This is a genomic window from Streptococcus sanguinis SK1 = NCTC 7863 (genome assembly GCF_000194945.1).
Classification (GTDB): domain Bacteria; phylum Bacillota; class Bacilli; order Lactobacillales; family Streptococcaceae; genus Streptococcus; species Streptococcus sanguinis.
Window position 1 is genome coordinate 679,137 of the sequence record NZ_GL878507.1, and the last position, 18,776, is coordinate 697,912.

The following is an 18,776-nucleotide window of genomic DNA, read 5'->3' on the forward strand; positions in this document are numbered from 1 at the left end:
CTCCTATATTAAATTTTCTCTTTACCCTTTCTGCTCAGGAAATACAAGGTCAAAAAGATTCCCTCATAAAGCAAAGCAAAAAGAATAAAGGCGTGCATGAAAAATTCTTCTGGCAGAATCCAAATGACTGGATCCTTGGCTGGATCAAACATCCAAGTATTGTCTCCGGCAAAAAGAACTTGATGAAAGAGTGTAAAAAAATTGTTAAAACCAATCAGAAAGGCCAGTCCAGCAAAGACAAACGGCAAGAGACTAATCACCAGAAAAGCCCGTCTGTAGAGACCTAAAAATCCCTTTTTGACTACTTTTTTGATAAAGAAAATCAAAGCAGGCAGAGCAACTAGAAAAATAGCTTGCGCCAAGTGAAAAAGATACTTGACCGCCTGAAAATGATGCAGACCTGCTGCTGACGAACGAAAATCCGGCATCGCCAGCTTTTGACTAAAAGGATTGGTCAGGTAATCCATTAAAATATTAAAATTATACTGAATGGTCTTAGCTTTCAGATAAACCTTATCCGGCAAGTTGAAATAAGAAATCTCTATTGGGTATAAGAGCCAAGCTAGATAAATGGTTAGTAATATCGCTGCTGCCAGCAAGCACAAAACGCTGGCTGAAAATCTCAACTTATCACGCATCGAAGTCCCACTCCGCTAGACTGGACAAGACATGCGTCGGTTGGATCGGCAGATTGGGCACCTCTTCTGGCAAGGTAAAGCCTGTCGTAACCAAGAGCGTCGGAATGCCATTATCGATTCCTGCTCGAATATCTGTCAGATAGTTATCACCTACCATGACCACTTCTTCACGCGCCAGTCCTAGATGCTCTATGGCTTTTTCCATGATGATGGCATTTGGCTTGCCGATAAAGGTCGGCTCAACCCGAGTGGCTGCTTCCAAGAGGGCATTGATAGCACCCGCTCCTGGCTGCAGACCTCGCTCAGTCGGAATATTGAGATCAGGATTGGTCCCGATAAAGTGAGCACCCTTTTGAATAGCCAGAGTCGCTATTGTCAGCTTCTCATAGTCCACTTCCCAGTCCAGACCCACTACTACATAGTCAGGATTTTCCGTGTCCTCTATATATCCAGCTTCTTCAATGGCATGTTTAAGACCAACATCACCGATAACATAGACTTTCTTGCCCAGATTTTTCTCCTGCATATAGTCAATGGTAGCTAAAGTAGCTGTGTAAATTGTCTCAAGCGGCGTCTCAATATTGAAATTTTCAGCCAGCATGGTCTGCACTGCTTCTGGCGTGCGTGTGGTATTATTGGTCACGAAAAGGTAGGGAATCTTACGCTTCTGCAAGTCATGCACAAAAGCTTCACCAGCCGGAATCCGGCTCTTGCCCTTATAAATCGTCCCGTCTAAATCAATCAAATATCCTTTATAATTCATTTCTACTCTTGCTAATTTTCTTGTTTAAACTCTTGCCAGGTCACCAAAGCCTGAGCATTCACTTCACCGTCACTGGAAATTTGGTGATTGCTCTGCAGACCTTCTAGGTCGTAGCTAGAAGCAATCATGCCGCCTGGTCGAACTTCCTTGACATACTTGAGATGGACCTTCTTAGGAATATGTTTCGTGAGGAAGTCTGCACCCATGACCTCAAAGATCCAGTCCAAATACTTGCTGTTGTTGACATGTCCATTCATATCCAAGTCGTAAAAGCGCACATGGTAGTCCTTGCTGACAGGATTTTCCAAGTCTGGATACTTAGGACCGCGCAGTAATTTCTTGGAAAACTCTGATTGATATGGTGCCACAATCTCCGGATCAACAGCACGAACCTTGCGGCTATCCCGATCCATAAGGACAAAGGTTGCCATCATCTGAATAATGGCCTGACCTGCTTCATCAAAAATCGTGAAGCGACGGTAGCAAAAGAGCCGATTATAAGTTAAGGCTTCTGTTTCGATAGTAATCTCCTCTGCAAATCGTGGCAAACGTGTCACATCAATATCATAGTCCGTGATAATCCAAACCAGATTATGCTGCTCCAGCATATCCTTATCACTGACACCAAGCTCAATCGACTGCATCCCTGATACCTGCAAGGATAGCAGGATGACATCCGGCAGCTTGATATGGCCATTCATATCTGCCATATCAAAAGGAATTTTCATTTTCATTTGATAAGTTAAGCCCATGATTTACTCCAATATAAATTTCTCAGCAACCGTATCGCCCAAAAAGAGGCCTTGTTTGGTCATGCGTACGATATCTCTGTCTGGCACTAGCAAGCCCTGCTCAGTCAGTTCAGCCACAACAGCTCCGTACTGATCTTCAAAGGAAATACCGAATTTTTCCTCAAAACGCTTTTTAGAAACACCTGACTTCTTCCGCAATCCTAGAAACATCTCTTCTTCCATCTTTTCATTCAGTGTCAGCACTTCTTCCTGCACACGGGCATTGCCCGCTTCCACTGCCTGCAGATAATGACGAATCGGTCCATGGTTTTTATAGCGGACACCATTGACATAGCCAGACGCTCCTGCTCCGATACCATAATACTCCGCATTATCCCAGTACATGAGGTTGTGGCGGCTCTCAAATCCTGGCTTAGAAAAGTTAGAAATCTCATAATGCTCAAAACCCGCCTTTTCCAGCTCAGCTATAATGTAGTCAAACATCTCCGCTTCCAAGTCTTCCTTGGGTAGAGGCAGCTTCCCTCGCCGCATCCGATTCATGAAGACCGTATGATTTTCCAAAATCAAGCTATACAAACTCATGTGGGGAATGCCCAGAGCAATAGCCTTGGCTACATTGATTTTCACATCTTCCATAGTCTGCTTGGGCAGGGCATAAATCAGGTCAATCGAGATATTATCAAAACCTGCTTTTTTGAGATTGGCAATATTCTCGTAGATGTCCTTTTCTGAGTGACTGCGGCCAATCTGCTTGAGCATGCGGTCATTGAAAGTCTGTACGCCCAACGAAACCCGATTGACAGGCGAGTCTTTAAGTACAGCAATCTTCTCCTGATCCAAGTCCCCAGGATTGGCTTCAATAGTCAGCTCTTCTAGATAAGACAAGTCCAGCTTGTCTGTCAGCTTTTCCAGCAAAAAAGCCAACTGACGCGCCGATAGAGCGGTCGGAGTCCCACCACCGATATAGAGGGTACGGAGCTTTTTGATGTCGTAAGAATCATACTCCTCAATCAAATGCTCCAGATAACTATCTACCGGCTGATTTTTGATAAAAACCTTGGAAAAATCGCAGTAATAACAAATCTGAGTACAAAAAGGAATGTGCACATAAGCAGAAGTAGGTTTGGTTTGCATAGTAAGATTATAACATAAATCACAAAGACAAGCGGGATAAATATTGGATTAATAAGGTTAAAATCATAATTGCCAAATCCCTGCTTCAAGCTTTAAACATTTTTATTAAGCAAGTATTATTCAGTAATTTTCGATATGAGAAAATCAATCATTTCTTCTTCTTTGTTGAATTTTTCTTTTTGATACTTGATTAAGCCAGCTTCTTTTAGATTTTCATTCAGATAATACAAATGAATATCTAAAAATCTCTGCAAGGCATAACGAAAACAAACTGTTTTATCGATTGGTCTGGAATAATATTTAAAAAAACGATCTAGCATTTCTTCATATTTTGACCTTTCAACTTTCTGCAGGATTCCCCAAAACAAGGTTCCAATATCCTCTTCAAGCAATGAATATCTGCAATCTCCAAAATCCAATATGACTACTTCCTTTTCGCAAAGCAGCAAATTTTCATTATGTAAGTCGTTATGAATAAAAATATTCCCCCTCTCAGATTTCATTGACTTCAAAATTTCTGTGTTCTCTTGAAATATTTTCCACAATGCCTGATAGCCTGGAATGATTCTTTCAAGCTGAGGATTGTAAGAAAAAGCTCTGAAATGCAAAGAAGAAATCAAGTCGTCATAAAAGGAGACTCTTTCAAATGTCATCAAATATCTCTGAGAAAAATTATGTATATTTGCTAATTTTCGAGCAAGTTTTGTCAAATTATAGGAAGAGAAAGTCATTCGTTCACCTCTTAAATAAGGATATTTCAGAAAAAAGAGAATTCCAGCCTTCACATCCAGCCGATGAATGAACTTCCCATCTGGAAAAGACAGATACCGAAGCGGATTTAACTTGTTCTCGTATAAAGTATTGACAAAATACACTTCTCTTTCTAGATACGGAAAGACTTGCGAAAAAATTGGCGAACTTTTGGCCAAATAAAGCACACGAACCACCAACTGGCCATCAATCAAATAATTTAGATTTTCACTACCTTTTGAGAGCTGAGAAATCTGACAATCATGACCATACCATTTATGAAGATTATTCAAGATAAAATTTTCATCCGCAAATTGTTGAAAGAACATAATTCCCCCTCTGATTTGACTACCAACCTATACAAAATCTACCAGCTTAAAACTGGTAGATTTCTTTATTTCCCCAACTCCTGCGTCCTCTTGTAGGCAGCTTGAACGGCATCCATGACCGTTCCTCGAAAGGCATTTTCTTCCAGACTGGCTACCCCGGCGATGGTCGAACCGGCCGGACTGCAGACCTGGTCTTTGAGCTGAGCCGGATGTTGCCCACTGACCTGACTTAGCTTGGCAGCGCCTAAGAGAGTTTGATTGGCTAGTTCAAGCGATATATCGCGACTGAGTCCTGCTCGGACACCAGCGTCCGCTAAGGCCTCTATAAATAGATAGACGAAAGCTGGTCCACAGCCAGCAAGAGCTGTAGCCGCATCTAACTGTTTTTCCTCTAGTTTTACTAAAAGGCCAGCTGAAGACAGAAGCTCACGCAACAAGTCTTCATCCGCTTGATTCGCCTGCTGAGATAAGCTATAGGTAATAACACCCTCACCTACAGCTACCGGTGTATTAGGCATCATCCGAATCCAACGATGGTGGCTAGGTGTCAATTTTTCTAATAGCTCCAAGCTCAGACCCGCAGCCATCGAAACCAGCAGAAGAGACTCGCGTTTTTCTAGAATTTCCTGATAATCAGCCAGCAAGTCAGCAAATTGAGCTGGTTTGATTCCCAGAAAAATAATTTCTGCCTGAGCAAAAACTTCTGCATTACTAACCGGTTGTCCACCAACTTCCGCAGCAATCTTTTCAGCCTTGTCACGACTGCGATTGGCCAGGAGTAATTCGCTTCTAAATCTTTCATCTTGGGCAATTAGGCGAGCCAAACTGCCACCCATATTTCCCAAACCGATAAATCCAATGTTCATCTTTATTTCCTCACTTGACCAGTCCCTTGGATGACGTATTTATAGCTGGTCAACTCTTTCAGTCCCATAGGACCTCTGGCATGTAGTTTTTGAGTAGAAATCCCCATTTCGCAACCAAGGCCAAACTGACCGCCATCTGTAAAGCGGGTTGAAGCATTGACATAAACGGCCGCACTATCGACCTGCTCTGTGAAATAAGCTGCCGCTGAATCGTTCTCCGTCACAATGGCATCCGAGTGATGGGTGCTGTGAGCCTCAATATGCTCCACCGCTTCTTCCAGCGAAGAAACTAGCTTGACCGCTAAGACATAGTCCAAAAATTCGGTATCAAAATCTTCCGGTCTAGCTTGCGAGCCTGAGATATACTGAGCCGCTTTCTCATCCAAACGTAATTCAATAGTTTTTTCTTGCGCAGCAACACGATCAGTCACCAACATCTTCTGCAAACGTGGTAAAAATCTTTCTGCAATCTCTTCATGAACCAGCAGTACCTCCATGGCATTGCAGACAGAAGGGCGACTGGTCTTGGCATTCTCAATAATCGCCAAAGCCTTGTCTTGATCAGCATCCTTATCTACATAGACATGGACAATTCCAGTACCTGTCTCAATAACCGGCACAGTCGCATTTTCCACGACCGCCTGAATCAGTCCAGCACCTCCGCGAGGAATGAGTAAATCCAGATATCCCTTGGCCTTCATCATGGCCTGGGCGGAAGCCCGACTGGTATCAGAAACCAACTGGATACAATCCGGCGAAATCTTCGTCTGAGCCAAACCTTCTTTCAAAGCTGTGACAATGGCTAGCGCTGTCTGATAGGCATCCTTGCCGCTTCTGAGGACGACTGCACTACCACTCTTTAGAGCCAGAGCTGCTGCGTCAGAGGTGACGTTAGGCCGGCTTTCGTAGATAATCCCAATCACGCCCATAGCCACCCGCTTTTTACTGATGACAAGGCCGTTATCAAGCTCAGTCCTTTCCAAGACTTGCCCTACAGGATCCTCCAAGTCAATCAACTGGCGAATGCCCTCTGCCATGGCAGCAATCCGCTCCTCATCCAGATAGAGGCGGTCCAGCATCACATCTGAAATCCTACCTTTAGCCGTGGTCATATCCAATTCATTGGCTGCTAAAATATCCGCACGAGAAAGCCAGAGCTGCTTTGCCATTTCTTCTAAAGCATGGTTTTTCTCAGCAGTTGTGGCTGTATTAATCGTCTTCTTGACTTTCTGAACCTTTTCAAAAATCGCTTGTGTTGAGGTCATAGCTTCTCCTTTCCTCGTCTTCTAAAATTCTGCAAATAAATCATTTAACTCCGGTGTCAGAGAAATCCAGTCATCCCGATGAATGACAACACCTTTAGGTTTATTTGACTTGAGCATATCTTTAAGAGCAGACTTGCCAAAACGCACGCGCCCTTTACCAAGAATAGCTCCACTGCCTTCTTCATAAACCGTCACCGTATCTTGATAGGCAAAGTTACCCGATACAGATACAAGACCAGACACCAACAAACTTTTTCCCTTATTTCTGAGAGCATCAGCTGCTCCTTGGTCTACATAGATTTCCCCTTGACTTTTAGCATAGAAAGCAAGCCATTGCTTCTGCGTTTTTAGACCCTTTTCCTGGGCTAAAAAGAGACTGCCATCCTTGGTTTCCTCCGCTGCTTCAAGCAGAGCATCAGACTTGAGTGAAGAGCAGATATAGACCGGAACACCAGACATGGTTGCCAGAGTTGCAGCTTTTATCTTTGTCAGCATACCGCCAGTCCCATTGCTCGTTCCTGCACCGCCAGCCATATCAATCAGCTCAGAGCTAATCTTCTCAATCTTTTCCAGTCGACGAGCATCTGGATTGGTAGAGGGATTGGCCGTGTAGAGTCCATCGACATCTGTCAAAAGCACCAAGAGGTCCGCCTGAACCATGGCTGCCACCTGAGCACTCAGTGTATCATTATCCCCAACCTTGAGCTCCTCGATGGCCACCGAGTCATTTTCATTGATGATAGGAATGGCGCCGCGATTCAGCAAGACAGACAAGGCCTGATGGGCATTTTTGTAACGCCGCTTATCTGCAAAATCATCCTGGGTCAAAAGAATCTGAGCAGATATGATTTGTTTCAAAAGAAGATTGGTTGTATATTCCTCCAAAAGCAAACCCTGTCCAACCGCAGCTGAAGCCTGTTTGTCCGCCACCTTGGTCGGTCGCTTTTTAAAGCCCAGAGAAGAAAAACCTGCGGCAATAGCTCCTGATGAGACCAAGATTAACTCATGTCCCGCCTCGTGCAAGAGCGCCAACTGCCGTGTAATTTCCTTTACCTTGGCGCGTGACAGACTGCCATCTGCGTTTGTCAATGACGAAGTCCCCACCTTAAATACGATTCGCTTTGCTTTCATTTCCTTTTCCTTCACTGCTAGATTGTCTTATTATACCACGATTTACGGAAAATAAAAACGACCGCGGTTGAAGCGGCCAAAGGAAAATTTGTATTTTAATAATGAATGAACCTGACTATTCTTGTCGTAGCTTTTCCAAGGTTTCTTGGAAAATAGCTGGTGCTTCAGCCGTAAATTCCAGCACTTCACCAGTTCGAGGATGGGTGAAGCCCAAAGTTCGCGCGTGCAGAAATTGGCCATGTCCTTTTAAAGTCTTGCGCGGTCCATAGACCTCATCACCAGCTACAGGATGTCCGATGTAGGCCATGTGAACGCGGATTTGATGAGTCCGTCCCGTTTCCAACTGAAGCTCAACCAAGGTATAGTCACCAAAACGTTCCAAGACTTGGAAACGCGTCAGAGCTGGCTTGCCTTTAGCCGTCACAGCCTGCTTCTTGCGGTCTTTTTCACTGCGGCCAATAGGAGCCTCAATCACCCCACGGTCATTAGGCAGATTTCCATGAACAATAGCCCAATACTTGCGTAGGGATTTCTTATCCTTGAGCTCATCAGCCAGAGCCACATGGGCTTGGTCATTTTTTGCAATCATGAGAAGCCCTGAAGTGTCCTTGTCAATTCGATGAACAATCCCCGGCCGTAGGACTCCGTTGATGCCAGAGAGGTCATTGATGTGGTACATAAGAGCGTTGACTAGTGTGCCGCTGGTATGGCCTGCAGAAGGATGGACCACCATTCCCTGCGGTTTATTGACGACTGCCACATCCTCATCTTGATAGACGATTTCTAGCGGAATATCCTCTGCCACATACTCAACCACTTCCGGCTCAGGCAGCTCATAGGAGATGACATCGCCTTCTTTGACAGCGTATTTGGCTTTTTTGGCTTGTCCATTTACCAAGATCCTGCCGTCCTTGATCTGCTCATGAGCCAAACTCCGCGATAGGTCTGTCAGCTCTGCCACCGCTTTGTCCAATCGCTGACTGGCTACTGAAGCCTCAATTCTTACTTCCATCTTTTTCTTCCTTCAAAATCATCAGCAGTAAAATAGCTACACCAAAGGTTAGATACATATCTGCCACATTGAAAATAGCAAAATTAATAAAATCTAACTGAAACATGTCCACGACAAAACCTTGGCGTATCCGGTCAATAAAGTTTCCCAAACCACCAGCAATCACCAAGGTCAGCCCAGCCAACATCCACTTTGAGGCGTGGAGGTGCTTGATGAGGTAGTAAACTGCTCCGCCAATAACCAGAAACGTTACCAAAGTAAAAAGCCATTGCTGATTTTCCAGCATGGAGAAGGCTGCTCCGGTATTCTGAAGATAGGTCAGACTCACCAGATGCGGAATGAAACTCTTGACCTGCCCCAGCTTAAAACCGCTGACAATATATAACTTAACCAGCTGGTCTACAGCAATAAGAACCAAGACTGCAAAAGGAATAATAATTTTTCTTTTCATACTTTATTTTTTCTGTGCAAAATACTCTTTCATAACTGATACAAAGTCTTCTCCGACCTGGGTCAACTCCACATCTTCACGCTTGACATAGACCATGTGATTGTCCAAGTTGTCACGAAGTTTGATGACAGTAATACCATTCACACTGTTGCTGTCCAAAAAGCCAGATCCAGTCGCATAAGCATCAGTACGCTCCAAAATCCCATTCAAAGTCGCCCGGTCCGTCACATTAAACATCTGTGAGCTGGCACTGGTATCGACAAAATTCTCTGAATAATAGAGATACTCGTCCTTTTCTTGAGTGAAGCGAACAGTCGGCAAAGCAGCCAAATCTTCCATGACCAACTCCTTCTTCTGAGTCAGAGGATGATCTTCCCTCAGGTAAATGTGGGTCTGAAAAGGAATCAGCTCAATCACTTCCAAACCAAGCTTTTCCACCCGCTGCATAATCCCCTTGGTATTCTGATTATTGAGGTAGATAATGCCGATTTCACTGTGGCCTTGCGCCACTTCGTCCAGAATCTGTACGGTTGTTGACTCAAAAATTCGGAAGTTCTTATACTCTGGATAGGTCTGAGAAAATTGGGTAATCAAAGGCGGCAAGAAATCATAGTGCTGGCTTGCAATAGAAAACTCATCACGCTCTTCCTCGGGATTGGCATATTGGTTTTGGAAGACATCAAAACCTTTGACCAAGTCTTGAGCTTTCTCGTAAAACTCCATTCCTCGGCGAGTCAGAAAAGTCCCGCTGCTGGTCCGACGAAAAATCTTGAAGCCCAGCTCTTTTTCCAGATCACGGACAGAGATAGACAGACTAGGCTGGCTGACATACATTTTTTCCGCAGCTTCTCGAAAAGTCCCACTGTTAGCAATGGCGACCACATAACGCAATTGTTGAATATTCATAACACTTTCCTTCTTTACATATCGTCTCATTATACCATAAACCAAGGCAGAACAAAAGAAACCAGCTGTAAGAAGCCGGCTTCTCCTTTTAAGTTCGTGAGTAATCTGAGACAAATTTGCTATTTTTCTTTTAGATAGACAACCTCTGTCATCTCTTTGAAACCTAGCTTTTTATAAAGTTTCAAAGCTCGACTATTCTGCTTTTCTACGACAATCTGAAACTCCCGTTCATTGAGCTTATTCAAATCCTGCATACTTGCAAGCAAGAGATAGCTTCCTAGCCCCTGCCCCTGAAAATCTTGATTAACTGCCAAGCCGAAGAAATAATTGGTACCAAAATCCGTATCAACTGACACAGAAGCTACAACCCGACCATCTTTCTTCAAGATGTAAAGCAGACTGGAGCCACTGCTAACGGCTTCTCTGGCGTATTTCAAAGCAACATCTAGTGGTGTCTCAAAGACTTGTGACTGAAAGGCTGCAATCTCTTCAGCCAAGTCCAAACTCCCCTGCATGACCTCTATCCCTTCTCTTTCTTCCAGAGGAAAAGTTTGAGCAGGCTGTGCCAGCCAGATTTCTGCTTCATCCGCTTGGTAATCAAATCTCCGAACAAAATCGGGATGACCGTTCAAAAATACCAGCTCTGCTACATACTCAATCTCGGTCAAATCATACTTATCAGCTACTTTGGCAAAAGCAGCTAGAAGCTGATTAGCCATACCCTGACGGCGATACGTCGGCAGAACATAGAGAGAAACCTCTGCTTGACCAGGTTCGTCCGCATAGACTGATAAAAATCCGATGGTTCGGCCATCCATCTCAGCTAAGAAAAAGGCTGGCATTTCAGGAACTGCATTATAATTATTATCCAGATAGGGCAGCCGATAGCCTCCATCTACCTTATTACACTCTTGAACTAATTCAAATAATTCCTGCTTTTCTTTCTCGGGCAATGCACTATAAATTCTTATTTGCATCCGTCTCACTTCCTTCCAGTATTTCTTTCTATTTTACTACAAAAACCTTAGTCAAGCCATTCAAAAAGGGACTGGAAAAATCCAGCCCCAATGTCGCTAAGTTAATCATTTTTTATTTTTCAACGTGGTCAGCAAGTTCTTCCTGGGCTTTTTTATTTGCCGCAGTAGCTTCTTCTTTCCATTTTTTCTTAGCCGCTTCGTATTCTTTAGTCGTTACTACATCTTTCTGAAGCTGGGTCAGCTTGAAGTTGTAAGCTGAACCTTTGACACCAACTGGTGAGTAGGCCTTTGTAAATGGCACTGATTTAGTAACAGACGGTGTTGCTCCTTGTGAAACAGTCGGGATAATCAGGCCGCTATCTAGCAACCAAGCTTCCGCTTCTGCATACTTTTCGTAACGCAGCTGCACATCGTTGGTTTCAGCATTGGCTTCTTCCAGCATCTTAGTATATGTATCCAAGCCCAGCTCTTTAATCTTATCATTATCCTGACCTGGCTCAAAACCAAAGTTTTGCAAGCTTCCGCCGTTCTTGATATTGAGAGTATCAAGGTAGGTAGATGGGTCTTGGTAGTCACCAGTCCAGCCACCAGTAGACATATCATAGTCTTTCTGAGCAGCAGAGTTAGCAAAATAGGTGATATTATTAAGATCGTCTGTGCTCATCTTTTGCAGGTCAATGACGACATTTTCTGCTCCAAGAGCCGATTCGATAGACTGCTTGGTTGAGCTAGCCCATTGAACGCCAATCGTGCTAGACTGATCCACAGGCATATCTAAGTGAATTGGGAATTCAACTCCCTTAGCCTGCAAGGCTTGCTTCGCTTCTGCAAATTTCGCCTTGGCTTTTTCAGGATTGTAGTAAGGATCTTGAGCGTCAGAGAGGTCAATTCCTTGCCATTGGCTGCCATAGTTGACTAATTTTTCTCCAACAACAGTTCCAAAATCCTTGTCGCCAATTTGGACAAAGCTAGGTGGTACCAAGGTATTTCTCAAGACCTTAGTCGCTCCGTCTTCACCATTTCCTTGCGCACCATAAGATGTACGGTCAAAGGCAAAATTGATAGCCTGACGGAAGTCCTTGTTCATGATTGCTTCGTTAGTAGCAGATTTTTGAGCATCTGTTGTTTTAGAAGTATGATTGTAAGACTGACGGTTGTAGTTGAAATTATAGTAATAAGAAGTAGAATCCTGCGGGCTATATACAATATTGTCCGCATATTTCTTCTTGACTGAAGCAAAGCCTGAGCTATTCGGATAGAGACGAGCTGTGCTGTAAACGCCATCGCTGAAGTTACGAATCAGCGCTTCCTGATCATTTCCATCATAATAGGTCAGCTTGATACTATCCAGAGTGACATTATCTTTATCGTAGTAATTTTGGTTCTTGACAAATTCCATCACAGACTTGGAAGTCAGAGACTTGAGCAAGTAAGGACCATTGTAGAGGATGCTAGATGGCTTGACAGAGCCAAAATTGCTTCCTTCTGCTTTCAGAAACTCTTCATTGACTGGGAAGAGAATTGTGCTGGTTGTTTTAGAGTTCCAGTAAGGCTCAGGGCGGGTCAGAGTGTATTGCAGGGTATGGTCATCAATAGCTTTGACACCAACATTGTCAAAATTCTTATCTTCACCCTTGATATAAGCATCCAAGCCCTTCACAGAGTCCTGAACTAGATAAATAGCTTCAGAATTTTCATCCGCTGCATATTTCAAGCCAGTCACAAAGTCCTGGGCCTTTACTTCTGCATATTCTTCACCATCGGATGTGTACCATTTAGCATCATCACGCAGCTTATAAGTATAGGTCAGACCGTCCTTAGAAACTGTCCATGACTTCGCGATAGAGGGAACCAGATTCCCGTACTTGTCATTTTCAAAAAGTCCATCAACCAGGTTGGAAATGACATCACCTGTCGTTGCACGATTTGTAGCAAGATAGTTCAAGCTGTCAGGGTCTGAACTATAAACGTAAGTATAATTATTTGTGCTAGATGAAGACTGGCTACAAGCCGTCAGCAATAGCCCGGCACTCAGTGCAACTCCAGTCGCAATCAGCCACTTTGATGCTTTCATGGATAGAACCTCCTTTGATGTTACATTTTATAACATGAACTATTATACCAAAAAGCGTATAAAAAGTAAATAGTAAACCGATGACAGATGAGTAAAATATTCAAGTCAGTATGCTTTTAGGAAACACATAAAGCTCTCAGCTACCGCATTCCTACTAATTTCCAAATAAAAAAAGAAGAATCCGTTTTTACTGCAAACTTGCTTTGGATTCTTCCTTTTTGTTATTTTATCAAGAATAAGTAAAACTGTAAGCTCTTCAACACTGCTTGCTCGTTCTTTTATTGCTTATAGTCTGCGAGAGGACAAGTCATACAGATAGACAGCCCCAAACAAGAACAAGGCACCCAGCAAGACTAAGAACAAACTGCTGCCGTCTCCTGTTTTAGGAAGCTGGCTTACCTGTGTAGCCTGCTGACTTAGCTGCCGACGAGAACTTACAGGTTCAACAGAACGTAAACTCAGCTGAGGAGGATTTTGTTGACCTGGAACCATGCTCTGCCTAGCTGCAGTAATCTGAATAAGCTCCTTATAATAACCTTCTCCCATGCTGAATTCTCTATCTTGACTGTCAATCAAGGTCAGAGAAAGTACCGGACTGAACTGACCCTCTACTAAACCTTTCAAGCTAATCTCAACCGGATTGGTATCATTGGCTTTTTTAGAAATCAGAACAGTATCGCCAGAGATGGTATAGTCAGGACTTGGCAGGATGTTGAAATGCTGACTATCCATCTTAAGGGCAAGACGGTAGTCATTTTTTTCTAAACCGTTCAGTCCACTCAGGGTAACAGTAGCTGTAAAAGGCTGAGCTAGCTGAGCAGATGCAGGGATATTGAGTTTGATATCCTTAACTGGATCGGTATAAAAGAGACCATGCCCGATAGGATAGGCAACCTCTGTCTCTGACATGATACCATCCTTGATACTCGGCACATTTACCGGTAACTTCCCAACATGAATTTGACCATTGAAAATAACTTCCACACCTGCTGGGATATTAGGACCGAAGGCATTGTCTGGCTTCAGAGACTCAGTTGGATCCATACCCTTGTTTCCATAAACTGCTACAATAGCCTTGGCATTAGGATAATTCGCTACATCATAAGGTTTGGAAATGCTCATGACAGCTGCCTGTTTTCCAGTTGCATTTGCATAGTCCACGACTTCTGTCGGAACTCTTGTCAGCCAGAAATCGCTGGCTAGTTGAGATTGACGTCCAATTTCAGAAATTAAGACAAGGTGTGTCGCTTGGTCAATCTTCTCTTTCAAATCTTCAAGCTTAGTTGTTTTGCTATAGTTTAGCGCTTCGTATGTGACACCTGCTGGAATCACTCCGTCCGCTATCAGACGCTTGACACCCAGCTCTAGTCCAGGCACTTCATCGTCATAAGCAGCTAACAGCAAAATCCTGTCACCAGATTTGACCTTAAAAGGCAGAACAGTATCGTCGTTTTTTACTACTGTCACTGCACTAGCAGCGATTTTTCGTTCAGTATCTCTGTTTAACTCTGAACCAACAGTTGCTTCAGCCTTAGCTTGGGTACGTTCAGATGGGTCAAAGTCTAAAATACCCCGTTTTTCTTTTAGGTTCAAGATGCGGGTCACTGACTCATCCAATCTGCTGACTGGAATATCATCTCTCTGAACCGCCTGTTCAATATCGTTGATAATCTTATCAATCTTAGCTAAATCACTCTTGCTACGTAAGACGGTTGGCATCAGCACCACATCTACACCTGATTTGATAGCCATGATAGCCGCTTCAGATTCTCCGAAGTTTTTGGCAATTGCATCCATCCCCATAGCATCAGATACCACCACTCCCTTGTAGCCAAATTTCTTGCGAACAATGCCGGTAATAATGTCATCAGACAAGGTAGCAGGGATATAGATGGTTTCCCCAGTTTGTTTAGATATAACCGTGTCTTTTTCAATCTGAGGATACTGAATATGGGCTGTCATCAGCATATCAGCGTTTTTGTCAATGGCAGCCTTGAAGGGCAGCAACTCCAGTGCCTCTAACTCCGAATAGGACTTATCTACCAGAGGCAGACCAGTGTGAGAATCCACCGCCGTATCACCATGCCCAGGGAAATGCTTAGCCGCTACTGCGACATTGTATTTCTGAATCCCCTCCATCATAGCCGTTCCCATACGAGCAACAACCTTAGGGTCAGAAGAGAAGGAACGCAACCCAATAACTGGATTCTGTGGATTATTATTTGTATCAAAAACAGGAGCAAAGTTGACATTCAAACCTAGAGCTGATAGCTCCCGTCCGATGATTTGACCTGCTTGATTAGCCAATTCCGGATCACGCGTCGCGCCAACTGCCATGTTGCCGGGAAGAGCTGTCCCGCTGCCCAAACGATAGACAATACCACCTTCTTGGTCAATAGCGAGCAAGAGCGGCAACTTACCATTATTAGCTTGGTTACCGATAGCTGCTTGCTGCAGGGCTTGCGTCAAGGCCAAGGTTTGAGCAGTTCCTTTCACATTCTCAGCAAAAAGAATAACTCCGCCAAAGTCGTATTTATCAACCGCTTCCGCCACTTCTTTATTAAGCTCCGTCATATCGGACTGGGTGGCTTGGCCCTCTTGCTGCCATTTTCTGAAGTCTGGCATCAGCATCTGGGTGATCTTCTGACGAAGCGTCATATCCGCCACAAGCTCCCGCACTCTCTTAGAAGCAGACGGTGCATCACTCGCTGCCTGATCCTGCGTCTGATTGGCAGCTGAGAGAACTTCTGCAGGCTGGGCAGTCGCTGGTTTGGCAGAATCTTCTACTAAATTACCAGTATTGCCTTCTTTGGTTGAAGCAGCAGTTTCAGTAGCTGCAACTGACGGAGCATCAGAGACTGGCAAGGCTTTTTCGGCAATCTGACTATCCTGACTTGGCGTACCACTAGCTCCTACACCACTATCAGAAGAGTCCGTTACAACTGCAGCACTTGCTTGTTCAGACTGGTTAGCAGATTCCGGCGGCTGATTGGCTGTATCCGCTTTTATGGCTCCCAATGGCCAAAAAACCAGCAATGACAAGGTAAGTGCCAATAGCAATTTATACCTTTTCATCATAGGCATTCTCCTTTCATCCCTATAATAATAGCACAAAAAATGATGTTTGTAAACGTTTACATATTATCTAATGATTGTTCGTTTTTATCACCAATTAGTAATATAATCTCTATAAAAATGAAATAGTATTACAATATTATAGAAATGTTACAGAGGTATAATTTTATAGAAATAACATAACCTAACTGTTAAAAACAAGATTCTTTTATCTTGTGCTAACAGTTGCATAGAAAGGATTTGCTATGAGACAAGAAAAGAACACCAAAGCAATGTTCAACCGCCGCTACTGGCCGGGGCTTTCCCTGGCTTCTGCTGCGACTTTGGCCGCTGCTTTGATTTCCACCGGAAGAGTTCAAGCGGAGAACAAGTCAATCCCTGACTGGGCTTCTAGACGTGAAGTTGGTATTTACGATCCTAGTGTACCAGACATTGAGGACGACCCTACTATCTTTGATGATCCAGGACCTATCAAGGTTCCGGAGGCTCCTAAGAGTGAGTTCCCTAATGCTTTTTATGATGAGTCTGGCGAAAGAATTACAAATAGAATCGTTCTTCACGAGGGTAAATACTACGGCGCGGACCTCTCTGGTTATACATACAAAGTTCAAGATGACCCAGCAGAACAAATTCCGACGAATCTAAAAAACTCCTTCTATACCAGCCCAACTGGCAACGTCTATTATTTTGATAACAAAGGACAAAGGGTCATTAACTTTTACACTGTTGATGGAAAGCAATACTTCTTTGATTCTTACGGACGACTGGTTAAAAACAGATTTATTGATTTCACTGAATACACCTTCTATATCGGAGGAGATGGATCGCCTTATAAAAACGGACTTTATAAGATTGGCAAGTACTATTATTACTTTGGTGAGTACGGTGAACTTTATAGGGAAACTATTGTCAACTACAACGGAAAGACCTATTATGCAAATTGGTATGGCGTTGTTAATATAAAAGATGAAGAAGTTACACCATAACGAAAAATACCAGAAATGAGGACGTATGTCTTCGTTTCTGGTATTTATTTTATTCAAAATCACTCAAATAGAAAATTCATTTTTTATAAGCAGATGGTTATTGTTCTTTTGATTTTCTTACACTAATACCTAGTCCCAATCCAGCCAGAAGCAAACCAAGCCCCACAACACTATAGACTGCCTTTTCGCTACTTCCTGTTTTAGGAAGAGACTGTTCTGATTTAGCCAAAAGTGTTGGTGCCTGAACATGGTAGACGGTAGATGTAGGCATTGTAGTACGACGCTCAAGATAGAATTGATAACTATCTTTTATGATTTTATAGTAACGAGCTTCATTGACACTTTCAACAATCCATGAAGTGGTTCCCTTTGTCAGAGCATCAGCCAAGTTATTTTCGATATCAAGCACTCTGCCTTCTGTTGCAAAATTTTTGTAAATTCCCTCAATCGCTTTTACCGTCGCTACAGTTCTTTCTATACCAGCAGCTTTTAGAGCCGCAAGTGTATCAGCAACCGTTGGAATTGAAGGATCTTCTTTCATTTCAGCATCTGTCAATAAAACGACGAATTTCTTATTTTTAGATGACTTAGACCAATCATAGGTTGAAATAATCTGGTTCAGGGCAGTAGTTGGTGTTTCTGGAGTATCTCCTCCACTCGCTATACGAATTGCAGCCAATGCTTTTTCGAGCTCAGCCGGATCAGTTGTAAAATAAGATGACCCAAACCGTGTTAGAACCGTATCTTCATCTTTGCTGCCAGAATTACGACCGTAGACTTCATCACTAAATGTCGCCAAGCCAAAACGTGCTGTAATCCCCTCTTTAGTAATATTTCGCACAAATTCATTAATATTTGCACGAACAATATCAATTGTGCCACCCATGGATCCTGAACGGTCGACAACAAAGACAATATCAGCTGAACCAGCTTTTGTCACAGTTGGTGGCGTTGAGGTGTAGGTGATGGTTGTAGTCTTATCTACTCGCTCATACTGCGTATAGGGATTCCCATTTTCATCTGTGCCAGATAAAGTATTTTCAGTACGTCTAGTTATTGGCTCTGGCGCCTTATCAACCTTTGCCGGAGCCACTTCTGTCTTTGTAACATCAACGGTTGCCGTTTCTACACGGACTGTTTGATTGCCTTCTTGACTTTCTTTGACATCAACAGGCGATACATTTTTTGAGACATCAATCAAATCTCCTGGTTTCGCTGCAGATTCTTCAACAACAGGTTTCGTCGTATCAGCAGCAATTTCAGCACCAGCAGCTTCAATCGGAGAGCTTACTGCTTCAGTTTTTGCTATACCGCTTGAAGATGGTGTCCCAACCTGGTCTGCAAAAACATGCGAAGCTTGTGAAAAGGCAAATAGAAGAGTTGCTGATGCTAATCCAACTTTCAATTTGTACAATGAAAAGCCTGGAAGTTTAAATGATTCTTTTTCCATAATTTCTCCTTATCTTTTTAGATTTAGAAACATGATTGCATCTATTTTATATAGAATAACATAAAAAAATAGGACCTGCAAGCGATTTCAGATATTTATTAGTCTAAAAATTAAAATTTTAGAATATTATCAGAGTTTGTATGCTAAAAATGATGAGCATCATCATGAATCATTAAACAAATGCTTTATCGTGCCGTCTCTAATAAGAAATCCCCAT

16 protein-coding genes are annotated in these 18,776 nt (G+C 43.2%); 1 reads left to right on the plus strand and 15 read right to left on the minus strand.

From position 1 onward, the window contains the following. Positions 1 to 8 precede the first annotated feature (8 nt). From HMPREF9378_RS07490 to HMPREF9378_RS07425, 14 genes are all read right to left on the minus strand, one after another. Positions 9 to 638 (minus strand): TIGR01906 family membrane protein, encoded by a 630-nt coding sequence (locus HMPREF9378_RS07490; protein WP_002900443.1) that lies wholly within the window; start codon positions 636 to 638, stop codon positions 9 to 11. Then, on the minus strand, positions 631 to 1,401 hold the full coding sequence (locus tag HMPREF9378_RS07485; RefSeq protein ID WP_002900444.1) for a TIGR01457 family HAD-type hydrolase: 771 nt from the start codon (positions 1,399 to 1,401) through the stop codon (positions 631 to 633). The genes HMPREF9378_RS07490 and HMPREF9378_RS07485 overlap by 8 nt, the downstream gene beginning before the upstream one ends. Before the next feature lie 11 nt (positions 1,402 to 1,412). Further along, positions 1,413 to 2,153, minus strand: a complete 741-nt coding sequence (locus HMPREF9378_RS07480; protein WP_002900445.1) for an acyl-[acyl-carrier-protein] thioesterase — start codon at positions 2,151 to 2,153, stop codon at positions 1,413 to 1,415. A 3-nt stretch (positions 2,154 to 2,156) separates the two neighbouring features. Then, on the minus strand, positions 2,157 to 3,287 hold the full coding sequence (gene hemW, locus HMPREF9378_RS07475) for a radical SAM family heme chaperone HemW (RefSeq protein ID WP_002900447.1): 1,131 nt from the start codon (positions 3,285 to 3,287) through the stop codon (positions 2,157 to 2,159). Between the two features lie 116 nt (positions 3,288 to 3,403). Further along, complete coding sequence (locus HMPREF9378_RS07470; RefSeq protein WP_002900448.1) at positions 3,404 to 4,366, minus strand: aminoglycoside phosphotransferase family protein; 963 nt, start codon at positions 4,364 to 4,366, stop codon at positions 3,404 to 3,406. A 65-nt stretch (positions 4,367 to 4,431) separates the two neighbouring features. Continuing rightward, the gene (proC, locus tag HMPREF9378_RS07465; protein WP_002900449.1) at positions 4,432 to 5,232 is read right to left on the minus strand and encodes a pyrroline-5-carboxylate reductase; all 801 of its coding nucleotides are present in this window, start codon (positions 5,230 to 5,232) and stop codon (positions 4,432 to 4,434) included. A gap of 2 nt (positions 5,233 to 5,234) precedes the next feature. After that, on the minus strand, positions 5,235 to 6,497 hold the full coding sequence (locus tag HMPREF9378_RS07460; RefSeq protein ID WP_002900450.1) for a glutamate-5-semialdehyde dehydrogenase: 1,263 nt from the start codon (positions 6,495 to 6,497) through the stop codon (positions 5,235 to 5,237). A 21-nt stretch (positions 6,498 to 6,518) separates the two neighbouring features. Next, positions 6,519 to 7,628 (minus strand): glutamate 5-kinase, encoded by a 1,110-nt coding sequence (gene proB / locus HMPREF9378_RS07455; RefSeq protein WP_032910434.1) that lies wholly within the window; start codon positions 7,626 to 7,628, stop codon positions 6,519 to 6,521. A 115-nt stretch (positions 7,629 to 7,743) separates the two neighbouring features. After that, positions 7,744 to 8,640 carry an RluA family pseudouridine synthase gene (locus tag HMPREF9378_RS07450; protein WP_002900452.1) on the minus strand — a complete coding sequence of 299 codons (897 nt, stop codon included), beginning with the start codon at positions 8,638 to 8,640 and terminating at the stop codon, positions 7,744 to 7,746. Then, positions 8,624 to 9,091: a signal peptidase II gene (lspA, locus tag HMPREF9378_RS07445; RefSeq protein WP_002900453.1), complete on the minus strand. Its 468-nt coding sequence runs from the start codon at positions 9,089 to 9,091 to the stop codon at positions 8,624 to 8,626. The genes HMPREF9378_RS07450 and lspA overlap by 17 nt, the downstream gene beginning before the upstream one ends. 3 nt (positions 9,092 to 9,094) lie before the next feature. Further along, entirely contained in the window at positions 9,095 to 9,997 is a 903-nt protein-coding gene (locus HMPREF9378_RS07440; protein ID WP_032908183.1) for a LysR family transcriptional regulator, read from the minus strand. Positions 9,998 to 10,116: 119 nt separating this feature from the next. After that, positions 10,117 to 10,974: a GNAT family N-acetyltransferase gene (locus HMPREF9378_RS07435; protein ID WP_002900455.1), complete on the minus strand. Its 858-nt coding sequence runs from the start codon at positions 10,972 to 10,974 to the stop codon at positions 10,117 to 10,119. A 112-nt stretch (positions 10,975 to 11,086) separates the two neighbouring features. Next, positions 11,087 to 13,048: a peptide ABC transporter substrate-binding protein gene (locus HMPREF9378_RS07430; RefSeq protein ID WP_002900456.1), complete on the minus strand. Its 1,962-nt coding sequence runs from the start codon at positions 13,046 to 13,048 to the stop codon at positions 11,087 to 11,089. Positions 13,049 to 13,333: 285 nt separating this feature from the next. Beyond that, positions 13,334 to 16,132, minus strand: coding sequence for a glycoside hydrolase family 3 N-terminal domain-containing protein (locus HMPREF9378_RS07425; protein WP_002900457.1), 2,799 nt, complete (start codon positions 16,130 to 16,132; stop codon positions 13,334 to 13,336). A 236-nt stretch (positions 16,133 to 16,368) separates the two neighbouring features. On the opposite strand from HMPREF9378_RS07425, the gene HMPREF9378_RS07420 reads away from it, so the two are divergent. Further along, entirely contained in the window at positions 16,369 to 17,109 is a 741-nt protein-coding gene (locus HMPREF9378_RS07420; RefSeq protein ID WP_002900458.1) for a hypothetical protein, read from the plus strand. Between the two features lie 97 nt (positions 17,110 to 17,206). Here HMPREF9378_RS07420 and HMPREF9378_RS07415 read toward each other — a convergent pair whose 3' ends face one another. Further along, positions 17,207 to 18,559 (minus strand): vWA domain-containing protein, encoded by a 1,353-nt coding sequence (locus HMPREF9378_RS07415; RefSeq protein WP_002900459.1) that lies wholly within the window; start codon positions 18,557 to 18,559, stop codon positions 17,207 to 17,209. Between the last annotated feature and the right edge of the window lie 217 nt (positions 18,560 to 18,776).

Bases quoted from the DNA above. Each gene is read 5' to 3' on its own strand.
- HMPREF9378_RS07490 (WP_002900443.1), bottom strand. From the start codon at position 638: ATGCGTGATAAGTTGAGATTTTCAGCCAGCGTTTTGTGCTTGCTGGCA.
- HMPREF9378_RS07485 (WP_002900444.1), bottom strand. From the start codon at position 1,401: ATGAATTATAAAGGATATTTGATTGATTTAGACGGGACGATTTATAAG.
- HMPREF9378_RS07480 (WP_002900445.1), bottom strand. From the start codon at position 2,153: ATGGGCTTAACTTATCAAATGAAAATGAAAATTCCTTTTGATATGGCA.
- hemW (WP_002900447.1), bottom strand. From the start codon at position 3,287: ATGCAAACCAAACCTACTTCTGCTTATGTGCACATTCCTTTTTGTACT.
- HMPREF9378_RS07470 (WP_002900448.1), bottom strand. From the start codon at position 4,366: ATGTTCTTTCAACAATTTGCGGATGAAAATTTTATCTTGAATAATCTT.
- proC (WP_002900449.1), bottom strand. From the start codon at position 5,232: ATGAACATTGGATTTATCGGTTTGGGAAATATGGGTGGCAGTTTGGCT.
- HMPREF9378_RS07460 (WP_002900450.1), bottom strand. From the start codon at position 6,497: ATGACCTCAACACAAGCGATTTTTGAAAAGGTTCAGAAAGTCAAGAAG.
- proB (WP_032910434.1), bottom strand. From the start codon at position 7,628: ATGAAAGCAAAGCGAATCGTATTTAAGGTGGGGACTTCGTCATTGACA.
- HMPREF9378_RS07450 (WP_002900452.1), bottom strand. From the start codon at position 8,640: ATGGAAGTAAGAATTGAGGCTTCAGTAGCCAGTCAGCGATTGGACAAA.
- lspA (WP_002900453.1), bottom strand. From the start codon at position 9,091: ATGAAAAGAAAAATTATTATTCCTTTTGCAGTCTTGGTTCTTATTGCT.
- HMPREF9378_RS07440 (WP_032908183.1), bottom strand. From the start codon at position 9,997: ATGAATATTCAACAATTGCGTTATGTGGTCGCCATTGCTAACAGTGGG.
- HMPREF9378_RS07435 (WP_002900455.1), bottom strand. From the start codon at position 10,974: ATGCAAATAAGAATTTATAGTGCATTGCCCGAGAAAGAAAAGCAGGAA.
- HMPREF9378_RS07430 (WP_002900456.1), bottom strand. From the start codon at position 13,048: ATGAAAGCATCAAAGTGGCTGATTGCGACTGGAGTTGCACTGAGTGCC.
- HMPREF9378_RS07425 (WP_002900457.1), bottom strand. From the start codon at position 16,132: ATGCCTATGATGAAAAGGTATAAATTGCTATTGGCACTTACCTTGTCA.
- HMPREF9378_RS07420 (WP_002900458.1), top strand. From the start codon at position 16,369: ATGAGACAAGAAAAGAACACCAAAGCAATGTTCAACCGCCGCTACTGG.
- HMPREF9378_RS07415 (WP_002900459.1), bottom strand. From the start codon at position 18,559: ATGGAAAAAGAATCATTTAAACTTCCAGGCTTTTCATTGTACAAATTG.